We start from the raw sequence: 19,525 nt of genomic DNA on the forward strand, positions 1-19,525 counted from the left end.
GCTCCCTCAAAATCGAGACCCGCAAGGACTTCGCCGTCCACGTTTCTCTTTCTTCTTCTTCACTTGTCAAACAGCCCGAGATCCGAAGACCTCACGAAGCCCGGATCGTGGCGATCCAAGACTTCATCTCCTACACTTAATAGGAGTTTGGAATTCCTCAACCGACAGCAATTCGCAACCGACAACGATCGGCTGCTTGATCACTCATCGAGGTCGATGGATGTTCCAGAGGCACGGAAACTCGCTGGGGCCCGTGGGGCTCAGCGGCGCCGCGCTCAGTGGCCGTCTTATAGGCCGGCCCCCTCGAAGCTGTCAACGGCCTCGTCAGAAAAATGTCGTGTGATTACGGGGACGCATTTTCTGTAGTTTTCCCAAAGCGTTCTGATGCCGGACGCCGCACTCAGGCCACATTCCGGGGGCGTTCTCCCCATCGGATCAAGAAAACTATTCGGCTCCGATGGGGCGCTGGACGGGTTCATTCGACCTCCGATCAGGTCCTCGGGGGCGATGCGCCCGCTCGAGAATCGCGACGGCCACGGAGGCCGCTTTCGATTGACGCCGGCAGCGGCCGCCAGCAATTTGGCCGCCCGTCGGCGACGGAGGGACAGTTGCGGCTGATGGCGTACGCCTTCCGAGGCGGACAAGACGGCGGCAATCAGGTAGAAGGCTCCGGTCCGCGACGCGGAGCGGGCAGGTTTGATCGGCCGACGGCCTGATCGTTCAGACTAGCCGACCGGTCGCGGATGCGGCCGATTGCGAAATCGGGGGACGACGGATTGAGCCAAAGGGTGTCACGCGGGCGCAGCTCAGGGCGAGAGGTCGGCTATATCGACCTCGGCCACGAGCCGCCGCTTTCCGTCGACGGCTCCGAGGCCGCAGTGATCGATCGCCGGCGCGTCTCGGTGCAATGGTTCAGCGGCACGATTCTGACGGGCCTGTGCGGTGCGGCGCTGATCGGCGGCGCGGTGTTCGCCTCGCTCGACGGCGAGACCACCTTTGCCAAGGCACCCGAACTGGTGCAGGCCGCGCTGCGTGGCGCGTTCGGGGCCGACAAGAACGTCGCCCTGCACAAGAGCGACCGGCTGCCGCCCCCGAGTGAAGCCGCACTGGCCCGCAGCGTGATTCGGGTCTCGACGGTGTCGCGGGTCGGCCATCGCGACGTCGTCCGGGTCCGCCCCTTCATCAGGATTTCCGGCAACCTGTCGCTGACGACCAGCGACCTGTCGGCCAAGATCCCCGCCTTCAATGCCCAGCGGATGCTGAGCGACGTCGGCGCCCCGACGCCGACCGCCGAGGACGCGCAGAATCCCGACGCGGTCGAACCCGACGCCGAAGTCTCGTTCGTCACCCGCGATCTCGGCACCGTGCTGCCGCGCGCCAAAATCTCCGGCCAGATCCCGCCCGACGAAATCCTGATGCGGGTCCGCGACGCCGCGAACTGGAAGGGCAACAGCGGCGTCCGCTACGCCAGCGCCACCGCCGGCGATTTCGGCGGCGACGTCAAACTCGCTTATGCGCCCGAAGGTCCCTCGGCCGATCCCTATGCCGGCTTCGAGACCCGAATCGTGCCGGAGAACGTCACGCTGCTGCCGAAGACCAAGGAGCAGGTGACCGGCGGCAACCCGACCGGCGAACGCACCCATATCGTCAAGAAAGGCGACAGCATCGTCTCGGTGCTGCGCGATCAGGGCGCCACCGAGGAAGACGCCCGCGCAGTCGCCGCCGCGCTCGGCGCCCGCGGCCGCGACGGCGGCCTGAAGGAAGGCCAGAAACTGCGGATCCTGATGGAGCCGTCCGGCCCCGGCAAACCGCCGCAGCCTTTCCGGGTGATCGTGGCGGGCGATTCGGTCGTCGAGGCGGTCGCGGCGCTGTCCGATCTCGGCCGCTATGTCGCGGTCGACGTCCAGAGCCTCAACACCGTCAGCGACACCGCCGATAACAGCGACGACGACGAGGACGACGGCAGCGGCGTCCGGCTGTATCAATCGATCTACGAGACCGCGCTCCGCAACAAGGTGCCGCAGACCGTGATCGACGACATGATCCGGATCTACTCCTACGACGTCGACTTCCAGCGCCGGGTACAGGCCGGCGATTCGTTCGAAGTGTTCTACGCCGGCGACGACGAGACCACGACCGCAGTCGAGAAGAACGACGTGCTGTTTGCCTCGCTCACCGTCGGCGGCGAAACCAAGAAATACTATCGGTTCCAGACCCCGGACGACGCGGCGGTCGATTTCTACGACGAGACCGGCAAGAGCGCGAAGAAGTTCCTGGTGCGCAAGCCGGTCAACCAGGCGATCATGCGCTCCGGCTTCGGCGCCCGCCGCCACCCGATCCTCGGCTACGTCAAGATGCACACCGGCGTCGACTGGTCGACGCCCTACGGCACGCCGATCTTCGCCTCCGGCAACGGCGTGATCGAGAAGGCCGGCTGGGAAGGCGGCTACGGCAAATACATCCGCATCAAACACGCCAACGGCTACGAGACCGCCTACGGCCACATGTCGGCCTACGCCAAGGGCATGGAGCCCGGCAAACGCGTCCGCCAGGGCCAGGTGATCGGCTTCGTCGGCTCGACCGGCCTGTCGACCGGCGCCCATGTCCACTACGAAATCATCGTCAATGGCCGGTTCGTAGATCCGATGCGCGTCCGCCTGCCGCGCGGCCGCTCGCTCGACGGCCAGATGCTGGCGGCATTCGAGAAAGAGCGCGACCGGCTCGATACGATGATGGCCGGCCGCGGCGGTGGACGGCTCGCCGAAGACCTGACCTCCTCGGCTCCGGTGCGCACCTCGTCGACCTCACAGGCGCGACGCTGAACTTCGATTAGTCCGAAGGTGATCGCTCCCGCGCGTGCATTCCGCGGCGAGGAATCTGCTGCAGCGCGGCTTCGATTCCATTTGCCAACCTCCGCCCCCCGCCGAATACTCTCGCCATAACAACGAGAAGATCTCGGAGGGAATGCAATGAAGGGCAAACTTGCGCGCGGCGCGAGCGCGTTGACGATCGGCCTGCTGATGCTGTCCGCCGCACACGCGGACGGCTATCGGGTCACCAAGCTGGTCCAGGGCTCGGCGTTTCACGGCGTCCACGGCCTCGCGGTCGACAAGGCCGGCAAACTGTTCGCCGGCAGCGTCGCAGGCGCGGCGCTGTACGAGGTCGATCGTGACAAGGGGACGGCGAAGATTGCGGTGCCGACGCCGGAAGGCATGGCCGACGACATCGCGATCGCGCCGGACGGCACAATGGCCTGGACGGCGTTTCTCACCGGAGATCTCTATGCCCGCAAGGGCGATGGCCCGATCAGGAAGCTTGCCTCGGGCCTGCCCGGCATCAACTCGCTCGCCTTCCGCAAGGACGGGCGGCTCTACGCCACCCAGGTGTTTCTCGGCGATGCGCTGTACGAAATCGATGTCGCGGGCGAAAAGCCGCCGCGCAAGATCATGGAGAAGATGGGCGGCCTGAACGGATTCGAATTCGGCCCCGACGACAGACTGTACGGCCCGTTGTGGTTCAAGGGCCAGATCGTGAAGGTCGACGTCGACAAGGGCGAGCTCAGCGTCGTCGCCGACGGCTTCAAGATTCCGGCGGCGGCGAATTTCGACTCCAAGGGCAATCTGTGGGCGCTCGACACCGCGCTCGGCCAACTCGTCAAAATCGATCCGAAGACCGGCGCCAAGCAGGTCGCGGCGCAGCTGAAACCGTCGCTCGACAATCTCGCGATCGATGCGAACGACCGCATCTTCGTCTCCAACATGGCCGACAACGGCATCCAGGAAATCGACCCGGCGACCGGCGCGGCCAAGCAGGTGATCATCGGCAAGCTTGCGTTCCCCGGCGGCATCGGCGTCGTCTCCGACGGCGGCAAGGACACCATCTACGTCGCCGACGTGTTCGCCTATCGCACCGTCGACGGCGGCAGCGGCGAGGTGCGCGAAGTGGCCCGGATGCATGCCGACGGCACCACGCTCGAATACCCGATGAGCGCCACCGCCAAGGGCGACGAGGTGATCCTGTCGAGCTGGTTCACCGGCACAGTGCAGACGATCGACCGCAAGACCGGCAAGAGTCGCGACATGCTGCACGGCTTCAAGGCGCCCTACGATGCGATCAGGCTCGGCGACAGCAGGCTGCTGGTCGCCGAGCTCGGCACCAAGTCGCTGGTCGAAGTCTCGGGCGAGCACGGCAAGGACCGCAAGGCGATCGCGACCGATCTCGCTGGTCCCGTCGGCCTTGTGCTCGGCAGCGACAACGCGGTGTATGTCAGCGAAGCGTTCGCCGGCCAGATCAGCAAGATCGATCCGGCGACCGGCGCCAAATCCATCGTGGCCAAGGACCTGAAGATGCCCGAGGGCCTCGCGCTGGCGCCGACCGGCAAACTGATCGTCGCCGAAGCCGGCGCCAAGCGCGTGATCGAAATCGATCCGGCCAGCGGCAAGGTCACCGAACTCGCCGGCAATCTGCCGATCGGCCTCGTCCCCGCCCCCGGCCTGCCGCCGACCAACATGCCGACCGGCGTCGGTGTCGGCGCCGGCGGCACGATCTACGTGTCGTCCGATATCGAGAACGCGATTTACAAGATCGAGAAGAAGTAGCTGCGCCTCTCCGCCCTGAACGGCCTGCCTCGACGCTGCGCTGCGCACTGCCTTGCGGCGGTGCGCAGCGGCTCAAAGCTCTGCCGTCATCGCCCGGCTCCGACCGGGCGATCCAGTACTTTGGACTGCTCGTATCTTGGGCCGCAGTGCCGCAACATCAACGCTCTGGAATACTGGATCGCCCGCCTGCGCGGGCGATGACCGGGGCTTGTGTGGCAGCGATCGCGATTCGCGCTACGGCATGAGCATGCCGCAGCGCGTCCGGGACACCGGATATCAGTTCAGCATCCGCTTCGGCGGCCGTCCGGTGAACGGCTCGATGTCCGCGCTGTGCGGCGGGGCGCCGTTGAAGGTCAGCACGCCGCCTTCGGTCGAGATCGCGACGTGGTCGCCGTCCTTGACCGAGCCTTCCAGGATCATCTCGGCGAGCGGGTCCTGGACGTGGCGCTGGATCACCCGCTTCAAGGGACGAGCGCCGTAGGCCGGATCCCAGCCCTTTTCGGCGAGCCAGTCGCGGGCCGCCGCGTCGAGGTCGAGCACGATCTTGCGGTCCTCGAGCAGCCTGGTGAGCCGCGCGAACTGGATGTCGACGATCCGGCCCATCTCGCTCTTCTGCAAGCGATGGAACAGGATGATCTCGTCGACGCGGTTGAGGAATTCGGGGCGGAAGTGCGCCCGCACCATTCCCATCACCTGCTCCCTGACCGCCGACGTGTCCTCGCCCTCGGGCTGATTGACCAGATACTCCGAGCCGAGATTCGACGTCATCACGATCAGCGTGTTGCGGAAGTCCACGGTGCGGCCTTGTCCATCAGTAAGACGGCCGTCATCGAGCACCTGCAGCAGCACGTTGAACACGTCCGGATGCGCCTTCTCGATCTCGTCGAACAGGATCACCTGATACGGCCGGCGCCGCACCGCTTCGGTCAGCACGCCGCCTTCGTCGTAGCCGACATAGCCGGGAGGCGCGCCGATCAGCCGGGCCACGGAGTGCTTCTCCATGAATTCCGACATGTCGATGCGGACCATCGCGGTCTCGTCGTCGAACAGATACTCTGCGAGAGCTTTGGTCAGCTCGGTCTTGCCGACGCCGGTGGGGCCTAAGAACATGAACGAGCCCATCGGTCGGTTCGGGTCCTGCAGGCCGGCGCGGGCGCGGCGGACCGCGGTCGAGACCGCGTGCACGGCTTCGAACTGCCCGACCACGCGCTGGCCGAGCTGCTCTTCCATCCGCAGCAGCTTTTCCTTCTCGCCCTCGAGCATCTTGTCGACCGGCACGCCGGTCCAACGCGACACCACCTGGGCGATGTGATCGGCGGTGACCGCCTCCTCCACCATCTCGCCGGCATTCTCGTGAGCTTCGATGTCGGCGAGCTTCTTTTCCAGCTCGGGGATCCGGCCATAGGCGAGTTCGCCGGCGCGCTGATACTCGCCGCGGCGCTGCGCGTTGGCGAGTTCGATGCGCAGGGCGTCGAGTTCGCTCTTCAGCTTCTGGGCGTTCGAGAGCTTGTTCTTCTCCGCGCTCCAGCGCTGGGTCAGCACCGCCGACTTCTCTTCGAGCTCGGCGAGCTCCTTCTCCAGCGCCACCAGGCGGGTCTTGGAGCCGACGTCGCTCTCCTTCTTCAGCGCCTCCTGCTCGATCTTCAGCCGCACGATCTCGCGGTCCATCGAATCCAGCTCTTCCGGCTTGGAGTCGACCTGCATCTTCAGCCGCGCCGCGGCCTCGTCCATCAGGTCGATCGCCTTGTCGGGCAGGAAGCGGTCGGTGATGTAGCGGTTCGACAGCGTCGCCGAGGCGACGATTGCCGAGTCGGCGATCCGCACGCCGTGGTGCTGCTCGTATTTGTCCTTCAGGCCGCGCAGGATCGAGATGGTGTCCTCGACCGTCGGCTCGTTGACGAACACCGGCTGGAAGCGCCGCGCCAGAGCGGCGTCCTTCTCGACGTGCTTGCGATACTCATCCAGCGTGGTGGCGCCGATGCAGTGCAGTTCGCCGCGGGCGAGCGCGGGCTTCAGGAGGTTGGAGGCGTCCATCGCGCCGTCGGCCTTGCCGGCGCCGACCAGGGTGTGCATCTCGTCGATGAACAGGATGATGCCGCCCTCGGCCGCCGTGACCTCGTTGAGCACGGCCTTCAGCCGCTCCTCGAACTCGCCGCGATATTTCGCGCCCGCAATCAGCGCGCCCATGTCGAGCGCCAGCAGCTTCTTGTCCTTCAGGCTCTCCGGCACGTCGCCGTTGAGGATGCGCAGCGCCAGGCCTTCGACGATGGCGGTCTTGCCGACGCCGGGCTCGCCGATCAGCACGGGGTTGTTCTTGGTCCGGCGCGACAGCACCTGAATGGTACGGCGGATCTCCTCGTCGCGGCCGATCACCGGGTCGAGCTTGCCGTCGCGCGCCGCCTGGGTCAGGTCGCGGGCATATTTCTTCAGCGCGTCATAGGCGTTCTCGGCCGTCGCCGAATCCGCGGTGCGGCCCTTGCGCAGCGCGTTGATGGCAGCGTTGAGATTCTGCGGGGTGACGCCGCCCTTGGCGAGCAGCTTGCCAGCCTCGCTGTCCTTGTCCAGCGACAACGCCAGCAGCAGCCGCTCGACGGTGACGAAGCTGTCGCCCGCCTTCTCGGCCGCCTTTTCGGCCGCGTCGAACGCCCGCGCGGTGGCCGGATCGAGATAGACTTGGCCGGCGCCCGAGCCGGACACCTTCGGCATCTTGCCGAGCGCGTCTTCGGTCGCCTTCAGGATCGCACGCGAATTGCCGCCGGCACGGTCGATCAGACCGCCCGCCAGCCCTTCGGAATCGTCGAGCAGCACTTTGAGGATATGCAGCGGGGAGAACTGCTGATGGCCCTCGCGGACAGCAAGCGATTGCGCCGACTGGATGAAGCCGCGCACGCGTTCGGTGTATTTTTCAACGTTCATTGGTTTCGGTCCCTCAGCCTGCCCTCGGCGCCTTGAAAAAGCACGCGCGACGGCATCTTCATTGGGGTTCCGCCGGCCGCGCTGACATTCCTCAGCCGGCGGCGGTCGTCACCGTGCGGAGCGCATCGGCTTGACGCAAATGTGGGCATCTGTTCCGGCAAACGGAAGGCCCCGGCTCACATTTTCGTGGGCTGCCGAAGCCGGCGCGATCCCCTAAACACCCGCCATGACAGACTCAGCCCTTGCCTCCGTCGCTTCGATCTATCGCTATCCGGTCAAGGGCCTGTCGCCCGAGCCGTTGCCGACCGTCGCTCTGGACAGCGGCCAGACCCTGCCCGGCGACCGGGCATTCGCGATCGAGAACGGACCGATCGGGTTCGACCCGGCCCATCCCCGCTACTTCCCCAAGATCAGGTTTCTGATGCTGATGCGCAACGAGCGGCTCGCCGCCTTGCGCAGCCGCTATGATGCCGCGACCGGCGAGCTCAGCATCGCCCGCGACGGCGCCGAAGCCGTCCGCGGCGATCTTCGGAGCGAAACCGGCCGCGCTGCGATCGAACAGTTCTTCGCCGGCTATTGCGCCGACGAACTGCGCGGACCGCCGAAGCTGCTGGCCGGTCAGGGCCACAGCTTCTCGGACGTCGCCCGCAAGGTGGTGTCGATCATCAACCTAGCAAGCGTCGCCGCGCTGGAAACCATGATCGGCCGCCCGGTCGATCCGCTGCGCTTCCGCGGCAACCTCTACGTCGAAGGCTGGCCGGCCTGGCACGAATTCGACCTGATGGACCGGGTGCTGACGATCGGCAGCGCCCGGCTGAAAGTCGTCAAGCGCATCGTCCGCTGCGCCGCCACCAATGTCGATCCGCAGACCGCCGCCCGCGACATGGCGATCCCCGAGACGCTGCAGCAGAACCTCGGCCACGCCGATTGCGGGGTCTATGCCGAAGTGATCGAAGCCGGCGACATCGCGCAAGGCGATGCGATACAGGTCGAGCAGGCGGAGCTGTTCGCGTAGCACCGCCCGCGCGGAACGTGAGTGGCCGAACGTCGATAACTCAGCGGCATCGCCGCTCTCGGATCGTCATCGCCGGGCTCGACCCGGCGATCCATCTGTTGAAAAGCTCACGCTTCGCGCGCGATGGATCCGCGGGCCTTCGCCGCGCCGAAGCGGCTTCGGCCGCGCAGGCGGGTCGAGCCCGCGGATGACGTTGTGCCTTGGGCGACACGTCGAGCAATCAGCTCGACGGCATCACGTAGGCGTAGACTCGGCTCTTCGAATACACCGCCTCGGCGACGCGGCGACCGTGATTGCCGGACACCACGATCGGGTTGCCGTTCGGATCGATGCCGCTGACGACGCCGACATGGCCGCCGCGCTTGCCGCGCGACATCACCGCGATCGCGCCGACTTGCGGACCGGAGATGCGCTGGCCGTAGCGCGCGAACGAACTCGCCATGTCAGAACCTGTGCCCTGATGGCCGGTCCGCTGCAACACCATGTTCATGAACCGCGCACACCACAGCGCGCGCCGGCCGGTCGGATTGCCGCTGCCGATGTAGCTCCGCGCGGCGGCCACCAGACTCGACCCGCCGCCGCCGTTCCACGACTGCCACTGCGAATTCTGCATCTGCTGCTGCGCGGCGACGCGATGACGACGACCGTGGCGCTTCTGCGTGACTGGCTGCAACTGCGGCTGCGCCATTGCGGCCGAGACGTTCATCGCAGGATCGTGGCCGGAGAAACCGAAAGCCGACGGCGCAACCTCCGCCTGCTGCTGCGCGATGCGGCCGTGACGGCGCCAGGCGTGCGAGCGGCGATGATGGTGCGCGTGACGAGACGCGGTGTGGTGCGAGTATTTTGACGCGTGAGCGTGATGACGATGCAGCGGCTTGGCCGATGCGGGAGCGGCAATCGCCGCGAGCACCACGAGCGACAGCGCGGCAGCGACGAAGCGGAACAATCCAAACGCAGAAAACACAACCATACAGACTCTCTCTCCGGAACTCCTCGAACGCGCCGACCCGCACGGGCCGACATCGGGGTCGACGCGTTAATCGATCGGGGATGGCGAGAGGATGGCTTTGAGAAAGCGAGAGTCGGAATTTAGGGGAAATTTCGAGGAAATTTCATGATACGCAACATTTCTGCACGTATCGCGTGCTGCAAGCTGATCACCGCACGCATTAACTACTTATTAACCTAGGCTAAGGCGCGATGCAGCCCGCCGCCTGCAGCGGCGGTTTCTTCTGCGCACGGCTGAGCAGGAACACGCCCTGCTCGCCGAACATGTTCCAGAACCACCACGGCGCGTTCAGCCGTAGCGGCCGACCGTAACGGTCGAGCGCAACTGCGCGTTCCATCTTCACACCGATCGCATCGCACAGCCCGACGAAGTCCTTGATGGTGCAGAAGTGGATGTTCGGCGTATCGTACCAGGTCGCCGGCAGGTTCTCGGTGCGTGGCATCTGACCGTGAATCAACAACTGCAGCCGCATGTTGATGTAGCCGAAATTCGGAAACGACACGATCGCGCGCCGTCCGATCCGCAGCAGATTCTCCAGCACTTCTTTGGGCTGCCGCGTCGCCTGCAGCGTCTGCGACAGGATCACGTAGTCGAACGCATCGTCGACATAGTGATCGAGGTCGGTGTCGGCGTCACCCTGGACCACGGCGAGGCCGCGCGAAACGCAGCGGTTGACGCCCTCGCGCGACAGCTCGATGCCGCGGCAATCGACGCCGCGGGATTCGAGGAGCTGCATCAGATCGCCTTCGCCGCAGCCGACGTCGAGCACCTTCGAACCGGTCTCGACCATGTCGGCGACCAAGAGATGATCGGCGCGATGCACGCGCAGTTGCGGACGCGCGTGATCTTCCAGCGGCAAGCCTTCCTGCACCGACATGATCAGTGCTCCGCCTTGCCGAGGCCGCGGGCGGTGCCCGCTGACTGAAGGAAAGCGCGCGCGATATCGATGAATTCCGGCTCGTCGAGCAGGAACGCGTCGTGTCCCTTGTCGGTGACGATCTCGGCGAACGACACCCGTGCGCCGCCTGCGTTGAGCGCATGCACGATGGCGCGCGACTCCGAGGTCGGGAACAGCCAGTCGGAGGTGAACGACACCACGCAGAACCGCGTCTGGGTGCCGCGAAACGCCGCCGCCAGCACGCCGTCGTGATCGGCCGCGACATCGAAGTAATCCATCGCGCGCGTCAGATACAGATACGAGTTGGCGTCGAACCGCTCGACGAACGACGAGCCTTGATAGCGCAAGTAACTCTCGACCTGGAAATCGGCGTCGAACGAGAACGTCGGCAGATCGCGATCCTGCATCTTGCGGCCGAACTTACGATGCAGCGCCGCGTCAGACAGGTAAGTGATGTGCGCGGCCATCCGCGCCACCGCGAGGCCGCGATGCGGGAAGCAGCCGTTCTCGAAGTAACGGCCGTGCTGCCAATCCGGATCGGCCATCACCGCCTGGCGGCCGAGCTCGTGGAAGGCGATGTTCTGCGCCGAGTGCCGGGTCGCGCAGGCGATCGCCAGCGCCGAGAACACCCGCTCCGGGAACGCCACCGACCATTGCAGCACCTGCATGCCGCCCATCGAGCCGCCGACGACGCAGAACAGCTTGTCGATGCCGAGCCGGTCGATCAGCATCGCCTGGGCGCGGACCATGTCGGGGATGGTGATGACCGGAAAATCCAGCCCCCAGGGCTTGCCGGTGGCGGGGTTGGTGGAGGCGGGGCCGGTGGAGCCCATGCAGCCGCCGATCACGTTCGAACAGATCACGAAATAGCGGTCGGTATCGATCGGCTTGCCGGGGCCCACCAGGGTCAGCCAGCCGCCGGGCTTGCCGGTGATCGGATGCACGTTGGCAATGTGCTGATCCATGGTCAGGGCATGGCAGACCAGGATGGCGTTGCTCTTGTCGGCGTTCAGCGTGCCGTAAGTCTGGTAGGCGATCTGGAACGGACTGAGCTCGATGCCGCAATCCAGCGGCAGCGGCTGGTCGGGGCCGAACTGGGCCACCAGGGAGTGGGGGTGGTCGGCCTCCTGGGCCCGCTCGCCGGCGGCGATCTTCTGCCCCTTCACCGAATGGATCTTCATCATACGCCTGCCAACGGCCTCGACACCCCGGGACGCCCGGTTCGACCTCAGATAAGAACGGCAGGGCGAATAAAAAACCCGGCCTGAACATCGGTTCGGCCGGGATCGGAACTGTCCCCGGCCTGTTTAGCGAGTTGTTTAACGTGGCTGCAAGCCGGCCGGCTCAAATGACCACGGGATCGGGTGGACTGTAGTCATGAAGGGCCGGGCCGTCAATATTTGGGATAGCGCGTGCGCCGAGCGCAGCGCACCTCTCCCGCCTGCGGGAGAGGTCGGATCGCGCAGCGATCCGGGTGAGGGCACTCCGCTCCGCGAGTCGCAGGCTCATTGCCTGTGGCGCCCTCACCCCAGCCCTCTCCCGCAGGCGGGAGAGGGAGCCTGCTGCGGTTCGCGGTCGCGCCCTGCCCCAAAATCCAAATTCCTTTGCGTTCAATCGTCTGGTTTCCTAAGCAGAAGGTCGCATCGCGTTTCGCCTGAAGGTTCTAAAAGCAATGACCAAGCCGCCCTCGCCGCCGTCGCTCGCCGACCTGCGCCAGGAGATCGACAGCATCGACGCGCAGGTGCACCAGCTGTTGATGCAGCGCGGCGAGATTATCGACCGGCTGATCGCTGTGAAGCAGACCCAGGAGGTCGGCTCGGCGTTCCGCCCGGCGCGCGAGGCCGACATGATGCGGCGGCTGGTGCAGCGGCACCACGGCATCCTGCCGCTCGACACCGTCGAGAGCATTTGGCGGGTGATCATCGCGACTTTTACCTATGTGCAGGCGCCGTTCTCGGTGCACGCCGACCAGTCGCTGGGCGAGTCGGCGATGCGGGATTCCGCCCGCTTCCATTTCGGCTTCACGGTGCCCTACGTCGCGCACTTCTCCGCCTCCGCGGCAGTCGAAGCCGTGGCGAAGTCCAAGGGCGACCTGGCGCTGGTATCGGCGACTTCGGGCAACACTCCGTGGTGGCTGGCGCTGGAAGCCGACGGCGCACCGAAAATCATCGCCCGCCTGCCCTTCATCGAGCGCGCCGACCACCCGGCCGCGCTGCCGGTGTTCGTGGTGTCCAGGGTCGCCGACAGCGCCATGGTCACCGAGGTCGAGACCTGGAGCATCCGGGTCTCGGGCTGGAACGCCGATACCGCCCGGGCGCTGTCGCCGCTGGCCGATGTCGTGGCGGTGCCGGATACCGCTTTTGACGGCGCCGCGCTGCTGGTGTCGATCCCGGCGCCCGGTGGCCTCGATCAGATCAAGGCTGCCCTGATCGCAGCGGGGGCCTCCCTCCGTTCGTCGGCCCTCGTCGGCAGCCACGCAAGGCGCTATACGGTGCCCCCGAGCGGCAAGTCCGCGTAATTACCGGCCTTCAGCCGCCCGACGATTTTTCCGGAGTTGACGATGTCACGTCCCGTGCCGAATCCCGGCATCCTCGATATTGCGCCCTACACCCCCGGCAAGAGCCCGGTGCCCGAGCCGGGCCGCAAGGTGTTCAAGCTCTCGGCCAACGAGACCCCGTTCGGCCCGTCGCCGCACGCGATCGCGGCCTACAAGAGCGCGGCGGATCATCTCGAGGACTATCCGGAAGGCACTTCGCGGGTGCTGCGCGAGGCGATCGGCAAGGCCTACGGGCTCGATCCCGACCGCATCATCTGCGGCGCCGGCTCCGACGAAATCCTCAATTTGCTGGCGCACACTTATCTGGCGCCCGGCGACGAGGCGATCTCCAGCCAGCACGGCTTCCTGGTGTATCCGATCGCCACGCTGGCGAACGGCGCCAAAAACGTGGTCGCGCCCGAGAAGAATCTGACCACCGACGTCGACGCCATGCTGGCCGCGGTGACGCCGAACACCAAGCTGGTGTGGCTCGCCAACCCGAACAACCCGACCGGCACCTACATCCCGTTCGACGAGGTCAAGCGGCTGCGCGCCGGCCTGCCCGGCCATGTCGTGCTGGTGCTCGACGCCGCCTATGCCGACTACGTGATGAAGAACGACTACGAGCTCGGCATCGAGCTGGTGTCGACCACCGAGAACACCGTGCTGACCCACACCTTCTCCAAGGTGCATGGCCTCGCCGCGCTGCGGATCGGCTGGATGTTCGGCCCGGCCAACATTGTCGACGCGGTCAACCGCATCCGCGGGCCGTTCAACGTCTCGGTGCCGGCACAGCTCGCGGCGGTCGCGGCGATCCAGGACACCGGCCATGTCGAGCGCTCGCGCGCCCACACCGACAAATGGCGCAACCAGCTCGCCGAAGAGCTGCCGAAGCTCGGGCTGACGGTGACGCCGAGCGTGTGCAACTTCGTGCTGATCCACTTCCCGACCACCAGGGGCAAGACCGCGGCGGACGCCGACGCGTTCCTGACCAAGCGTGGCCTGGTGCTGCGCGCGCTGAACAATTACGGCCTGCCGCATGCGCTGCGCATGACCATCGGCACCGACGAAGCCAACGCGCTGGTGCTGGAAAACTTGCGCGAGTTCATGGGCCAGCCATGAATGCTGCGCCGATGTTCCGCAAAGTCGCGCTGATCGGCTTCGGCCTGATCGGCGGCTCGATCGCGCGCGGCGCGAAAGCGCTCGGCCTCGCCGGCGAGATCGTCACCACCGCGCGCTCGGCAGAGACCCGGGCGCGGGTGCGCGAACTCGGCATCGTCGACGGTGTGGTCGAGAGCAACGCCGAAGCCGCCGACGGCGCCGATCTCGTCATTCTGTGCATTCCGGTCGGTGCCTGCGGCGATGTCGCTCAGGAGATCGCACCGCATCTGAAGCACGGCGCGATCGTCTCCGACGTCGGCTCGGTCAAGGGCGCCGTGGTGAAGGCGATGGCGCCGCATCTGCCGGAGGACATCCACTTCGTGCCGGCGCATCCGGTCGCCGGCACCGAGAATTCCGGCCCGGACTCCGGCTTCGCCGAGCTGTTCATCAATCGCTGGTGCATTCTCACGCCGCCCGAGGGCACCAACGCCGAGGCGACCGAAAAGCTCGCCGCGTTCTGGCGCGCGCTCGGCGCCAATGTCGAGATCATGACGCCGGAGCACCACGACCTGGTGCTGGCGGTGACCAGCCATCTGCCGCATCTGATCGCCTATACGATCGTGTCGACCGCCGAAGAACTCGAAGGCGTGACGCAGTCGGAAGTGCTGAAATTCTCCGCCGGCGGCTTCCGCGACTTCACCCGCATCGCCGCCTCCGATCCGACGATGTGGCGCGACGTGTTCCTGACCAATAAGGACGCGGTGCTGGAGATGCTCGGCGAATTCCAGGAAGATCTGTCGAAACTGACCCGCGCCATCCGCCGCGGCGACGGCGACGCGCTGTTCGATCACTTCACCCGCACCCGCGCGATCCGCCGCGGCATCGTGCAGATCGGCCAGGACGAAGCCGCCCCGGACTTCGGCCGCCGCCACAAGCAGCTCGGCAAGGCGCCGGAGTAAGCGGGCAACTTCACCATCTCTCTGTCGTCGTCCCCCGCGCAGGCGGGGGACCCAGTATTGCAGAGAGCTGGTAGCGGGCGCACAGCGGATCAACCAGCGCTCTGGAATACTGGGTCGCCCGGACAAGCCGGGCGATGACGGTGGAGCGTGGAGCGCGCGCTCTGCGCCGTATCGTCTCTCTATTCAAACATCAAACAACCGCACCCTTACGTTCTCGCGGCGCCGTAGGACAGGACGACACGGACGATAGTCCTTATAGAAATAGTGTCGCGGCTCCTTTGCACGCCCTCGCGTCGTCGCCGGGCTTGACCCGGCGACCTATCACTCTGACGATGGCGAAGATTGCGACGCGCCGACAGCGCGGGCGGACCGAACGCCGAGCCCTTGTAAATTTATTTTTTGTATCTACAATAATTAGGCGTTGATTGCCATGAGGATCACGTTCGATCCGGCCAAACGCGAAGAGACGATTCGGTCGCGAGGTATCGATTTCATCGAAGCCGAGGCGGTGTTTGCCGGTGACACGTTCGACTATCCCGACCTCCGCAAGGACTATGGTGAAGTCCGTATGATCACGATCGGACGGCTCCGCAGGCGGATGGTTGTCGTCGCATGGACACCGCGCGGCGATGCGCGGCACATTATATCAATGAGGAAAGCCAATGCCCGGGAGCAAGCGCGTTTCGCGGACCAACTTGGCGAAGCTTGATCGTCATGTCATCACGCCGGAAGAGTACGAGGAAATTCCCGAACTCACCGACGAGTGGTTCGCCGCAGCCGATCACCATCGTGACGGCAAGCTCATCAAGCGCGGCCGCCCGAAAGCGGAGGCGCCGAAGCAACTGGTATCGCTAAGATTGGACCCCGACGTACTGCACTGGTTCAAAAGCACCGGCCCTGGTTATCAAGCCCGGATGGGTGAGGTACTGAAGCAGCACATGAGCCGGAAGAAGGCAGCAGGCAAGAAAGCGTAGCGTGGGTTGAGCGCAGCGAAACCCACAGACGTGGTACGATGGGTTTCGCCTTCGGCTCAACCCATCCTACGGCTGCTAAGCTCACAACCACTTCTTCCACTTGAAGAACATGTACGGCCCGATCGCGGCGCAGAGCATCATCAGCAGGGCCATCGGGTAGCCGTGCTCCCAGTTCAGCTCGGGCATGATCCGGAAGTTCATGCCGTACACCGAGGCGATCAGGGTCGGCGGCATCAGCACGACGGCCATCACCGAGAACAGCTTGATGATGTTGTTCTGCTCGAGATTGACGACGCCGAGCATGGCGTCGAGCGTGAAGGTGATCTTGTTCGACAGATAGCTGGCGTGGTCGGTCAGTGACAGCACGTCGCGCTGCATGGTCTTGAGCTGGGTGCGCAGCTCCTTGGTGCGCTTGACGCCGTCGCCCTCGACCGACAGGAACGCCACCACCCGGCCGATCGACACCAGGCTCTCACGGACCTTCGACACCAGGTCGCCCTTGCGGCCGATCGCGATCAGGATGTCGGAATAGCGCTTGGGGTGGCCGGTGCGGGCCGCGCCCTCCGGCTCGAAGATCTGGCGGCTGACGTCGTCGACGTCGGCACCGGCGCGCTCCAGGATGTCGGCGCAGCGGTCGATCACCGCGTCGAGCAGTTCGAACAGCACGCTCTCGCCGCTGGCGCCTGAACCCGGAGCCCGCGCCAGCCGGCTCTCCACCACCGCGAACGGCCGCGGCTCGTCGTAGCGCACCGTCACCAGCCGGCGGCCGGCCAGGATGAAGGTGACCGGCGACAGCCGCGGCGAGGTGGTGTCGGCGCCGCACATCAAGCTGGCGGTCATGTAGCGGGCGCCGTTCTCGATATAGAGACGGCTGGAGATCTCGATCTCCTGCATGTCTTCCCGGGTCGGCACCTCGATCCGCGCCAGCCGTTCCACCGCCTTGTCCTCGTCCGGGGTCGGCCGGTCGAGATCGACCCACACCGTATCTTCCGGCAGCGCCGCCAGATCCTCCGCGGTGGCGCGTTTCAGGATGGCTTCGGCGGGGGCGAAGAATGCAAGCATGGCGACTCCAGGCTGGGGCAGGCGATCGGGGCGGAGGGGGACGAGGCGCTGGTCAGAGCCCGCCGATGGGAGTGTGGCACAGGGACGGCACAGAACCCGACGCATTTTGTGGCTCGGGCGTGGCAGCGCCATGACAATGCCGCCCCAGGCGCCGCAACCGTTGCCGGAAAATTAATCGGAGGCCGTATTCTATGCGGCAGAAATGCAACAACACCGGCGCCTCGTTACGAGCTGCTCGCTGTAGTGCTGGCAAACGGAACGGTTTGCGAGATACTAACAAGCAGAATCGTCGAGTTTTGCGATGCCTCCCGGCGCGTGGTTGCGCGCCAGATCGTGATTGGAATTCAGAATGGCGTTGAACGGAACCAAGCTGGGAATGCTGGCCATCGCCGGCCTGCTGCTGTCGGGTTGCATGCAGACCACCTATCAGGCCGCCCCCGAAGCCAACCTCAAACCCAACGACAAGGCCCAGCTCGCCAAGGCGCGCTACGCCAAGGTGTCGGTGCCGGAGCCGTTCCGCCGCGCGATCGTGGATTATCATCGCAAGGAAGCTCCCGGTACCATCGTGGTCGATTCGGACAACCACTTTCTGTATTACGTGCTCGATAACGGCAAGGCGATCCGATACGGCGTGACCGTGGGCGAAGAGGCGCTGGCGTTCTCCGGCATCGCCCGGGTCGGCAACATGGCCGAATGGCCGAAATGGACCCCGACCGCCGACATCCACAAGCGGATCGAAGGCCTGCCGTCCTCGGTGCCCGGCGGCATCGACAACCCGCTCGGCGCCCGCGCGCTGTATCTGTACCAGGGCAACAAGGACACCCTGTTCCGGATCCACGGCACCAACCAGCCGGAATATATTGGCGCCTCGATCTCCTCGGGCTGCATCCGCATGACCAACGAGGACGTCATCGACCTGTACAACCGGGCCAAGATGGGCACCATCGTGGTGGTGCTGGAGCCGAAGCACGGCGACTCGCCGTTCAACTCGAAGATGGCCCTGCAGGGCGGCAGCAGCGGCACCGCGACCCAATAACCGCGACGCGCCTCACCCCGCCACAATTTCGAAAAGCGCCGGTTCGCCGGCGCTTTTTTGTTCTGCGGGGATCTGGCGCTGGCGCCTGTATCGGTGCTGCGCGTTGATCTACTGCCGAGCTCGGCAGCGCATCGGGCACTGAGCGCTCCCTCGCCCCGCTCGTCGCGGGGAGAGGGTTGGGGTGAGGGGCGGACGCAAGCACAATGGCTCGACGTTGCGGACGCGCCCCCTCACCCGACCGGCTTCGCTTCGCTCACCCGGTCGACCTCTCCCCGCGCGCGGGGAGAGGTGAGCCTCACGCCTGAGAGATGTCAGGTCGGTGGTTGCGCCGGCTTGCTGCGAGCCGGCGGCTTTGTGGCCGGCGAAGTCGAGGGTGTGAGGTCGATCGGTTTGTTGGCGGCCGGCTTCGCGGCGGCCTTGGGCTTGGCGCGTATGGCCGGCTTCGGCGGCGGAAGCGGCGCGGGCTCGGCCTGCTCCGTTTCGGCCGCCTCGGCCGGCGCCGGCTCGGCGGCCTCGGGCCGGGACGGCGCCACCGTCTGCGGCGCGCGGTCGTCGTCGGCCGCGACCTCGCGCGGCGGCGCTTCGTCCGGGCGCGGCAGCGGCATCGCCGGGGCGATCGGCGGCAGCCCCTCGTACAGCGCCCATTGGCACATCCGGTAGCCGCCGCGACGCTCGGCGAGATCGAGATGGATGTGGTCCTCGTGATAGCCGTCCGAGCCGGGGCCGAGCACGGTGGTGAAGCGCCCGCACACCGACTGCATCACGGTCTCGCGCACCTGCCGCGGCGCCTCGCGATCGGTCAGCGAGATCATCCGGCCGTCCGCCAGCTTGAAGCCGCGCAGGTCGATCGCGTTGGCGCGGCCGTGCTCGCTGAGCTTGGCGCCGCGCTGCCGGTTGCGGCCGCGGCACTCATAGGCGTCGAAATTGTCCAGGGCGGCGGCCCGGCTGCCGAGCGAGGCGGCGAGCGGCGCGATGTCGGCCCGCACCCAGTCGGCGAGCGCCCGCGCCATGCCACAGCGCACGGTGGCGGCCGGCGACACCGCGACACGCGCGCCGTCCGGCAGCACCACCGCTTCGAGCCGCACCAGATCGGTGCCGCCGCAGCCGCCCGGCCCGGTGATGTCGGGAATGCTCGGCGCGATCGCGATCGCCTCGGTCAGGGCGGCACGGCAGGCCGATGGCGGCTTGGCGGCGGGCGCTTCAGCCGCGGCCGCGGGTGCAGCTTCCGGCGACTCGGCATCCGGCGCGGACTCGTCCTCGGCCGGCGTCGCGGCGCGCTCGACCGGTCCCGGCGCCGCCGACGGACGCGGCTTCGGCAGCGGTACGATGTCCCGCGCGGCGGCGGACACCGTCCCGGCTGCAACCAGCGCGATCAGCACCGTCCAGAATGGCGCTTTGCCGCGGAGCGCCTGAAAACAAGA

General features: G+C 66.1%; 15 protein-coding genes and 1 riboswitch. Of the genes, 9 read left to right on the plus strand and 6 right to left on the minus strand.

The features are described from left to right. Window positions 1-743: 743 nt before the first annotated feature. Both DWA33_RS08775 and DWA33_RS08780 read left to right on the plus strand, forming a co-directional pair. On the plus strand, window positions 744-2,822 hold the full coding sequence (locus DWA33_RS08775) for a M23 family metallopeptidase (RefSeq protein ID WP_244601232.1): 2,079 nt from the start codon (window positions 744-746) through the stop codon (window positions 2,820-2,822). A gap of 147 nt (window positions 2,823-2,969) precedes the next feature. Beyond that, window positions 2,970-4,598 (plus strand): PQQ-binding-like beta-propeller repeat protein, encoded by a 1,629-nt coding sequence (locus DWA33_RS08780; RefSeq protein WP_114357720.1) that lies wholly within the window; start codon window positions 2,970-2,972, stop codon window positions 4,596-4,598. A gap of 276 nt (window positions 4,599-4,874) precedes the next feature. On the opposite strand, the gene clpB is transcribed toward DWA33_RS08780, so the two are convergent. Continuing rightward, window positions 4,875-7,514 (minus strand): ATP-dependent chaperone ClpB, encoded by a 2,640-nt coding sequence (gene clpB, locus DWA33_RS08785; RefSeq protein ID WP_114357721.1) that lies wholly within the window; start codon window positions 7,512-7,514, stop codon window positions 4,875-4,877. Window positions 7,515-7,740: 226 nt separating this feature from the next. On the opposite strand from clpB, the gene DWA33_RS08790 reads away from it, so the two are divergent. Continuing rightward, complete coding sequence (locus DWA33_RS08790; RefSeq protein WP_114357722.1) at window positions 7,741-8,529, plus strand: MOSC domain-containing protein; 789 nt, start codon at window positions 7,741-7,743, stop codon at window positions 8,527-8,529. A 220-nt stretch (window positions 8,530-8,749) separates the two neighbouring features. Here the strand turns inward: DWA33_RS08790 and DWA33_RS08795 are convergent, their stop codons facing one another. The 3 genes from DWA33_RS08795 to metX all read right to left on the minus strand — a co-directional run bounded on the left by DWA33_RS08795 (window position 8,750) and on the right by metX (window position 11,617). Next, complete coding sequence (locus DWA33_RS08795) at window positions 8,750-9,499, minus strand: NlpC/P60 family protein (RefSeq protein WP_114357723.1); 750 nt, start codon at window positions 9,497-9,499, stop codon at window positions 8,750-8,752. A gap of 220 nt (window positions 9,500-9,719) precedes the next feature. Beyond that, entirely contained in the window at window positions 9,720-10,415 is a 696-nt protein-coding gene (gene metW, locus DWA33_RS08800) for a methionine biosynthesis protein MetW (RefSeq protein WP_114357724.1), read from the minus strand. Between the two features lie 2 nt (window positions 10,416-10,417). Next, entirely contained in the window at window positions 10,418-11,617 is a 1,200-nt protein-coding gene (gene metX, locus DWA33_RS08805; protein ID WP_430707867.1) for a homoserine O-acetyltransferase MetX, read from the minus strand. A gap of 105 nt (window positions 11,618-11,722) precedes the next feature. After that, window positions 11,723-11,802, minus strand: a riboswitch (SAM riboswitch). Between the two features lie 306 nt (window positions 11,803-12,108). Here metX and DWA33_RS08810 point away from each other — a divergent pair. The 5 genes from DWA33_RS08810 to DWA33_RS08830 all read left to right on the plus strand — a co-directional run bounded on the left by DWA33_RS08810 (window position 12,109) and on the right by DWA33_RS08830 (window position 16,006). Continuing rightward, the gene (locus tag DWA33_RS08810) at window positions 12,109-12,954 is read left to right on the plus strand and encodes a chorismate mutase (RefSeq protein WP_114357726.1); all 846 of its coding nucleotides are present in this window, start codon (window positions 12,109-12,111) and stop codon (window positions 12,952-12,954) included. A 42-nt stretch (window positions 12,955-12,996) separates the two neighbouring features. Then, window positions 12,997-14,094: a histidinol-phosphate transaminase gene (hisC, locus tag DWA33_RS08815; protein ID WP_114357727.1), complete on the plus strand. Its 1,098-nt coding sequence runs from the start codon at window positions 12,997-12,999 to the stop codon at window positions 14,092-14,094. Next, complete coding sequence (locus DWA33_RS08820) at window positions 14,091-15,032, plus strand: prephenate/arogenate dehydrogenase family protein (protein WP_114357728.1); 942 nt, start codon at window positions 14,091-14,093, stop codon at window positions 15,030-15,032. Before hisC ends, DWA33_RS08820 begins: the two co-directional genes overlap by 4 nt. Before the next feature lie 430 nt (window positions 15,033-15,462). Next, a complete protein-coding gene (locus DWA33_RS08825; RefSeq protein ID WP_114357729.1) occupies window positions 15,463-15,741 on the plus strand; it encodes a BrnT family toxin in 279 nt (92 codons plus the stop codon). After that, the gene (locus DWA33_RS08830; RefSeq protein WP_244601233.1) at window positions 15,728-16,006 is read left to right on the plus strand and encodes a BrnA antitoxin family protein; all 279 of its coding nucleotides are present in this window, start codon (window positions 15,728-15,730) and stop codon (window positions 16,004-16,006) included. The genes DWA33_RS08825 and DWA33_RS08830 overlap by 14 nt, the downstream gene beginning before the upstream one ends. 81 nt (window positions 16,007-16,087) lie before the next feature. Here the strand turns inward: DWA33_RS08830 and DWA33_RS08835 are convergent, their stop codons facing one another. Further along, the gene (locus DWA33_RS08835; RefSeq protein WP_114357731.1) at window positions 16,088-17,068 is read right to left on the minus strand and encodes a magnesium transporter CorA family protein; all 981 of its coding nucleotides are present in this window, start codon (window positions 17,066-17,068) and stop codon (window positions 16,088-16,090) included. A 349-nt stretch (window positions 17,069-17,417) separates the two neighbouring features. Between DWA33_RS08835 and DWA33_RS08840 the strand changes: the two genes are divergently transcribed. After that, complete coding sequence (locus tag DWA33_RS08840) at window positions 17,418-18,104, plus strand: L,D-transpeptidase (protein WP_114357732.1); 687 nt, start codon at window positions 17,418-17,420, stop codon at window positions 18,102-18,104. A gap of 311 nt (window positions 18,105-18,415) precedes the next feature. Here DWA33_RS08840 and DWA33_RS08845 read toward each other — a convergent pair whose 3' ends face one another. After that, window positions 18,416-19,483 (minus strand): extensin family protein, encoded by a 1,068-nt coding sequence (locus DWA33_RS08845; RefSeq protein WP_114357733.1) that lies wholly within the window; start codon window positions 19,481-19,483, stop codon window positions 18,416-18,418. Window positions 19,484-19,525 lie beyond the last annotated feature (42 nt).

The sequence above is a fragment of the Rhodopseudomonas pentothenatexigens genome, assembly GCF_900218015.1.
Classification (GTDB): domain Bacteria; phylum Pseudomonadota; class Alphaproteobacteria; order Rhizobiales; family Xanthobacteraceae; genus Rhodopseudomonas; species Rhodopseudomonas pentothenatexigens.

Excerpts from the sequence above, each read along its gene's own strand:
- DWA33_RS08775 (WP_244601232.1), top strand. The coding sequence starts at position 744 with ATGCGGCCGATTGCGAAATCGGGGGACGACGGATTGAGCCAAAGGGTG.
- DWA33_RS08780 (WP_114357720.1), top strand. The coding sequence starts at position 2,970 with ATGAAGGGCAAACTTGCGCGCGGCGCGAGCGCGTTGACGATCGGCCTG.
- clpB (WP_114357721.1), bottom strand. The coding sequence starts at position 7,514 with ATGAACGTTGAAAAATACACCGAACGCGTGCGCGGCTTCATCCAGTCG.
- DWA33_RS08790 (WP_114357722.1), top strand. The coding sequence starts at position 7,741 with ATGACAGACTCAGCCCTTGCCTCCGTCGCTTCGATCTATCGCTATCCG.
- DWA33_RS08795 (WP_114357723.1), bottom strand. The coding sequence starts at position 9,499 with ATGGTTGTGTTTTCTGCGTTTGGATTGTTCCGCTTCGTCGCTGCCGCG.
- metW (WP_114357724.1), bottom strand. The coding sequence starts at position 10,415 with ATGTCGGTGCAGGAAGGCTTGCCGCTGGAAGATCACGCGCGTCCGCAA.
- metX (WP_430707867.1), bottom strand. The coding sequence starts at position 11,617 with ATGAAGATCCATTCGGTGAAGGGGCAGAAGATCGCCGCCGGCGAGCGG.
- DWA33_RS08810 (WP_114357726.1), top strand. The coding sequence starts at position 12,109 with ATGACCAAGCCGCCCTCGCCGCCGTCGCTCGCCGACCTGCGCCAGGAG.
- hisC (WP_114357727.1), top strand. The coding sequence starts at position 12,997 with ATGTCACGTCCCGTGCCGAATCCCGGCATCCTCGATATTGCGCCCTAC.
- DWA33_RS08820 (WP_114357728.1), top strand. The coding sequence starts at position 14,091 with ATGAATGCTGCGCCGATGTTCCGCAAAGTCGCGCTGATCGGCTTCGGC.
- DWA33_RS08825 (WP_114357729.1), top strand. The coding sequence starts at position 15,463 with ATGAGGATCACGTTCGATCCGGCCAAACGCGAAGAGACGATTCGGTCG.
- DWA33_RS08835 (WP_114357731.1), bottom strand. The coding sequence starts at position 17,068 with ATGCTTGCATTCTTCGCCCCCGCCGAAGCCATCCTGAAACGCGCCACC.
- DWA33_RS08840 (WP_114357732.1), top strand. The coding sequence starts at position 17,418 with ATGGCGTTGAACGGAACCAAGCTGGGAATGCTGGCCATCGCCGGCCTG.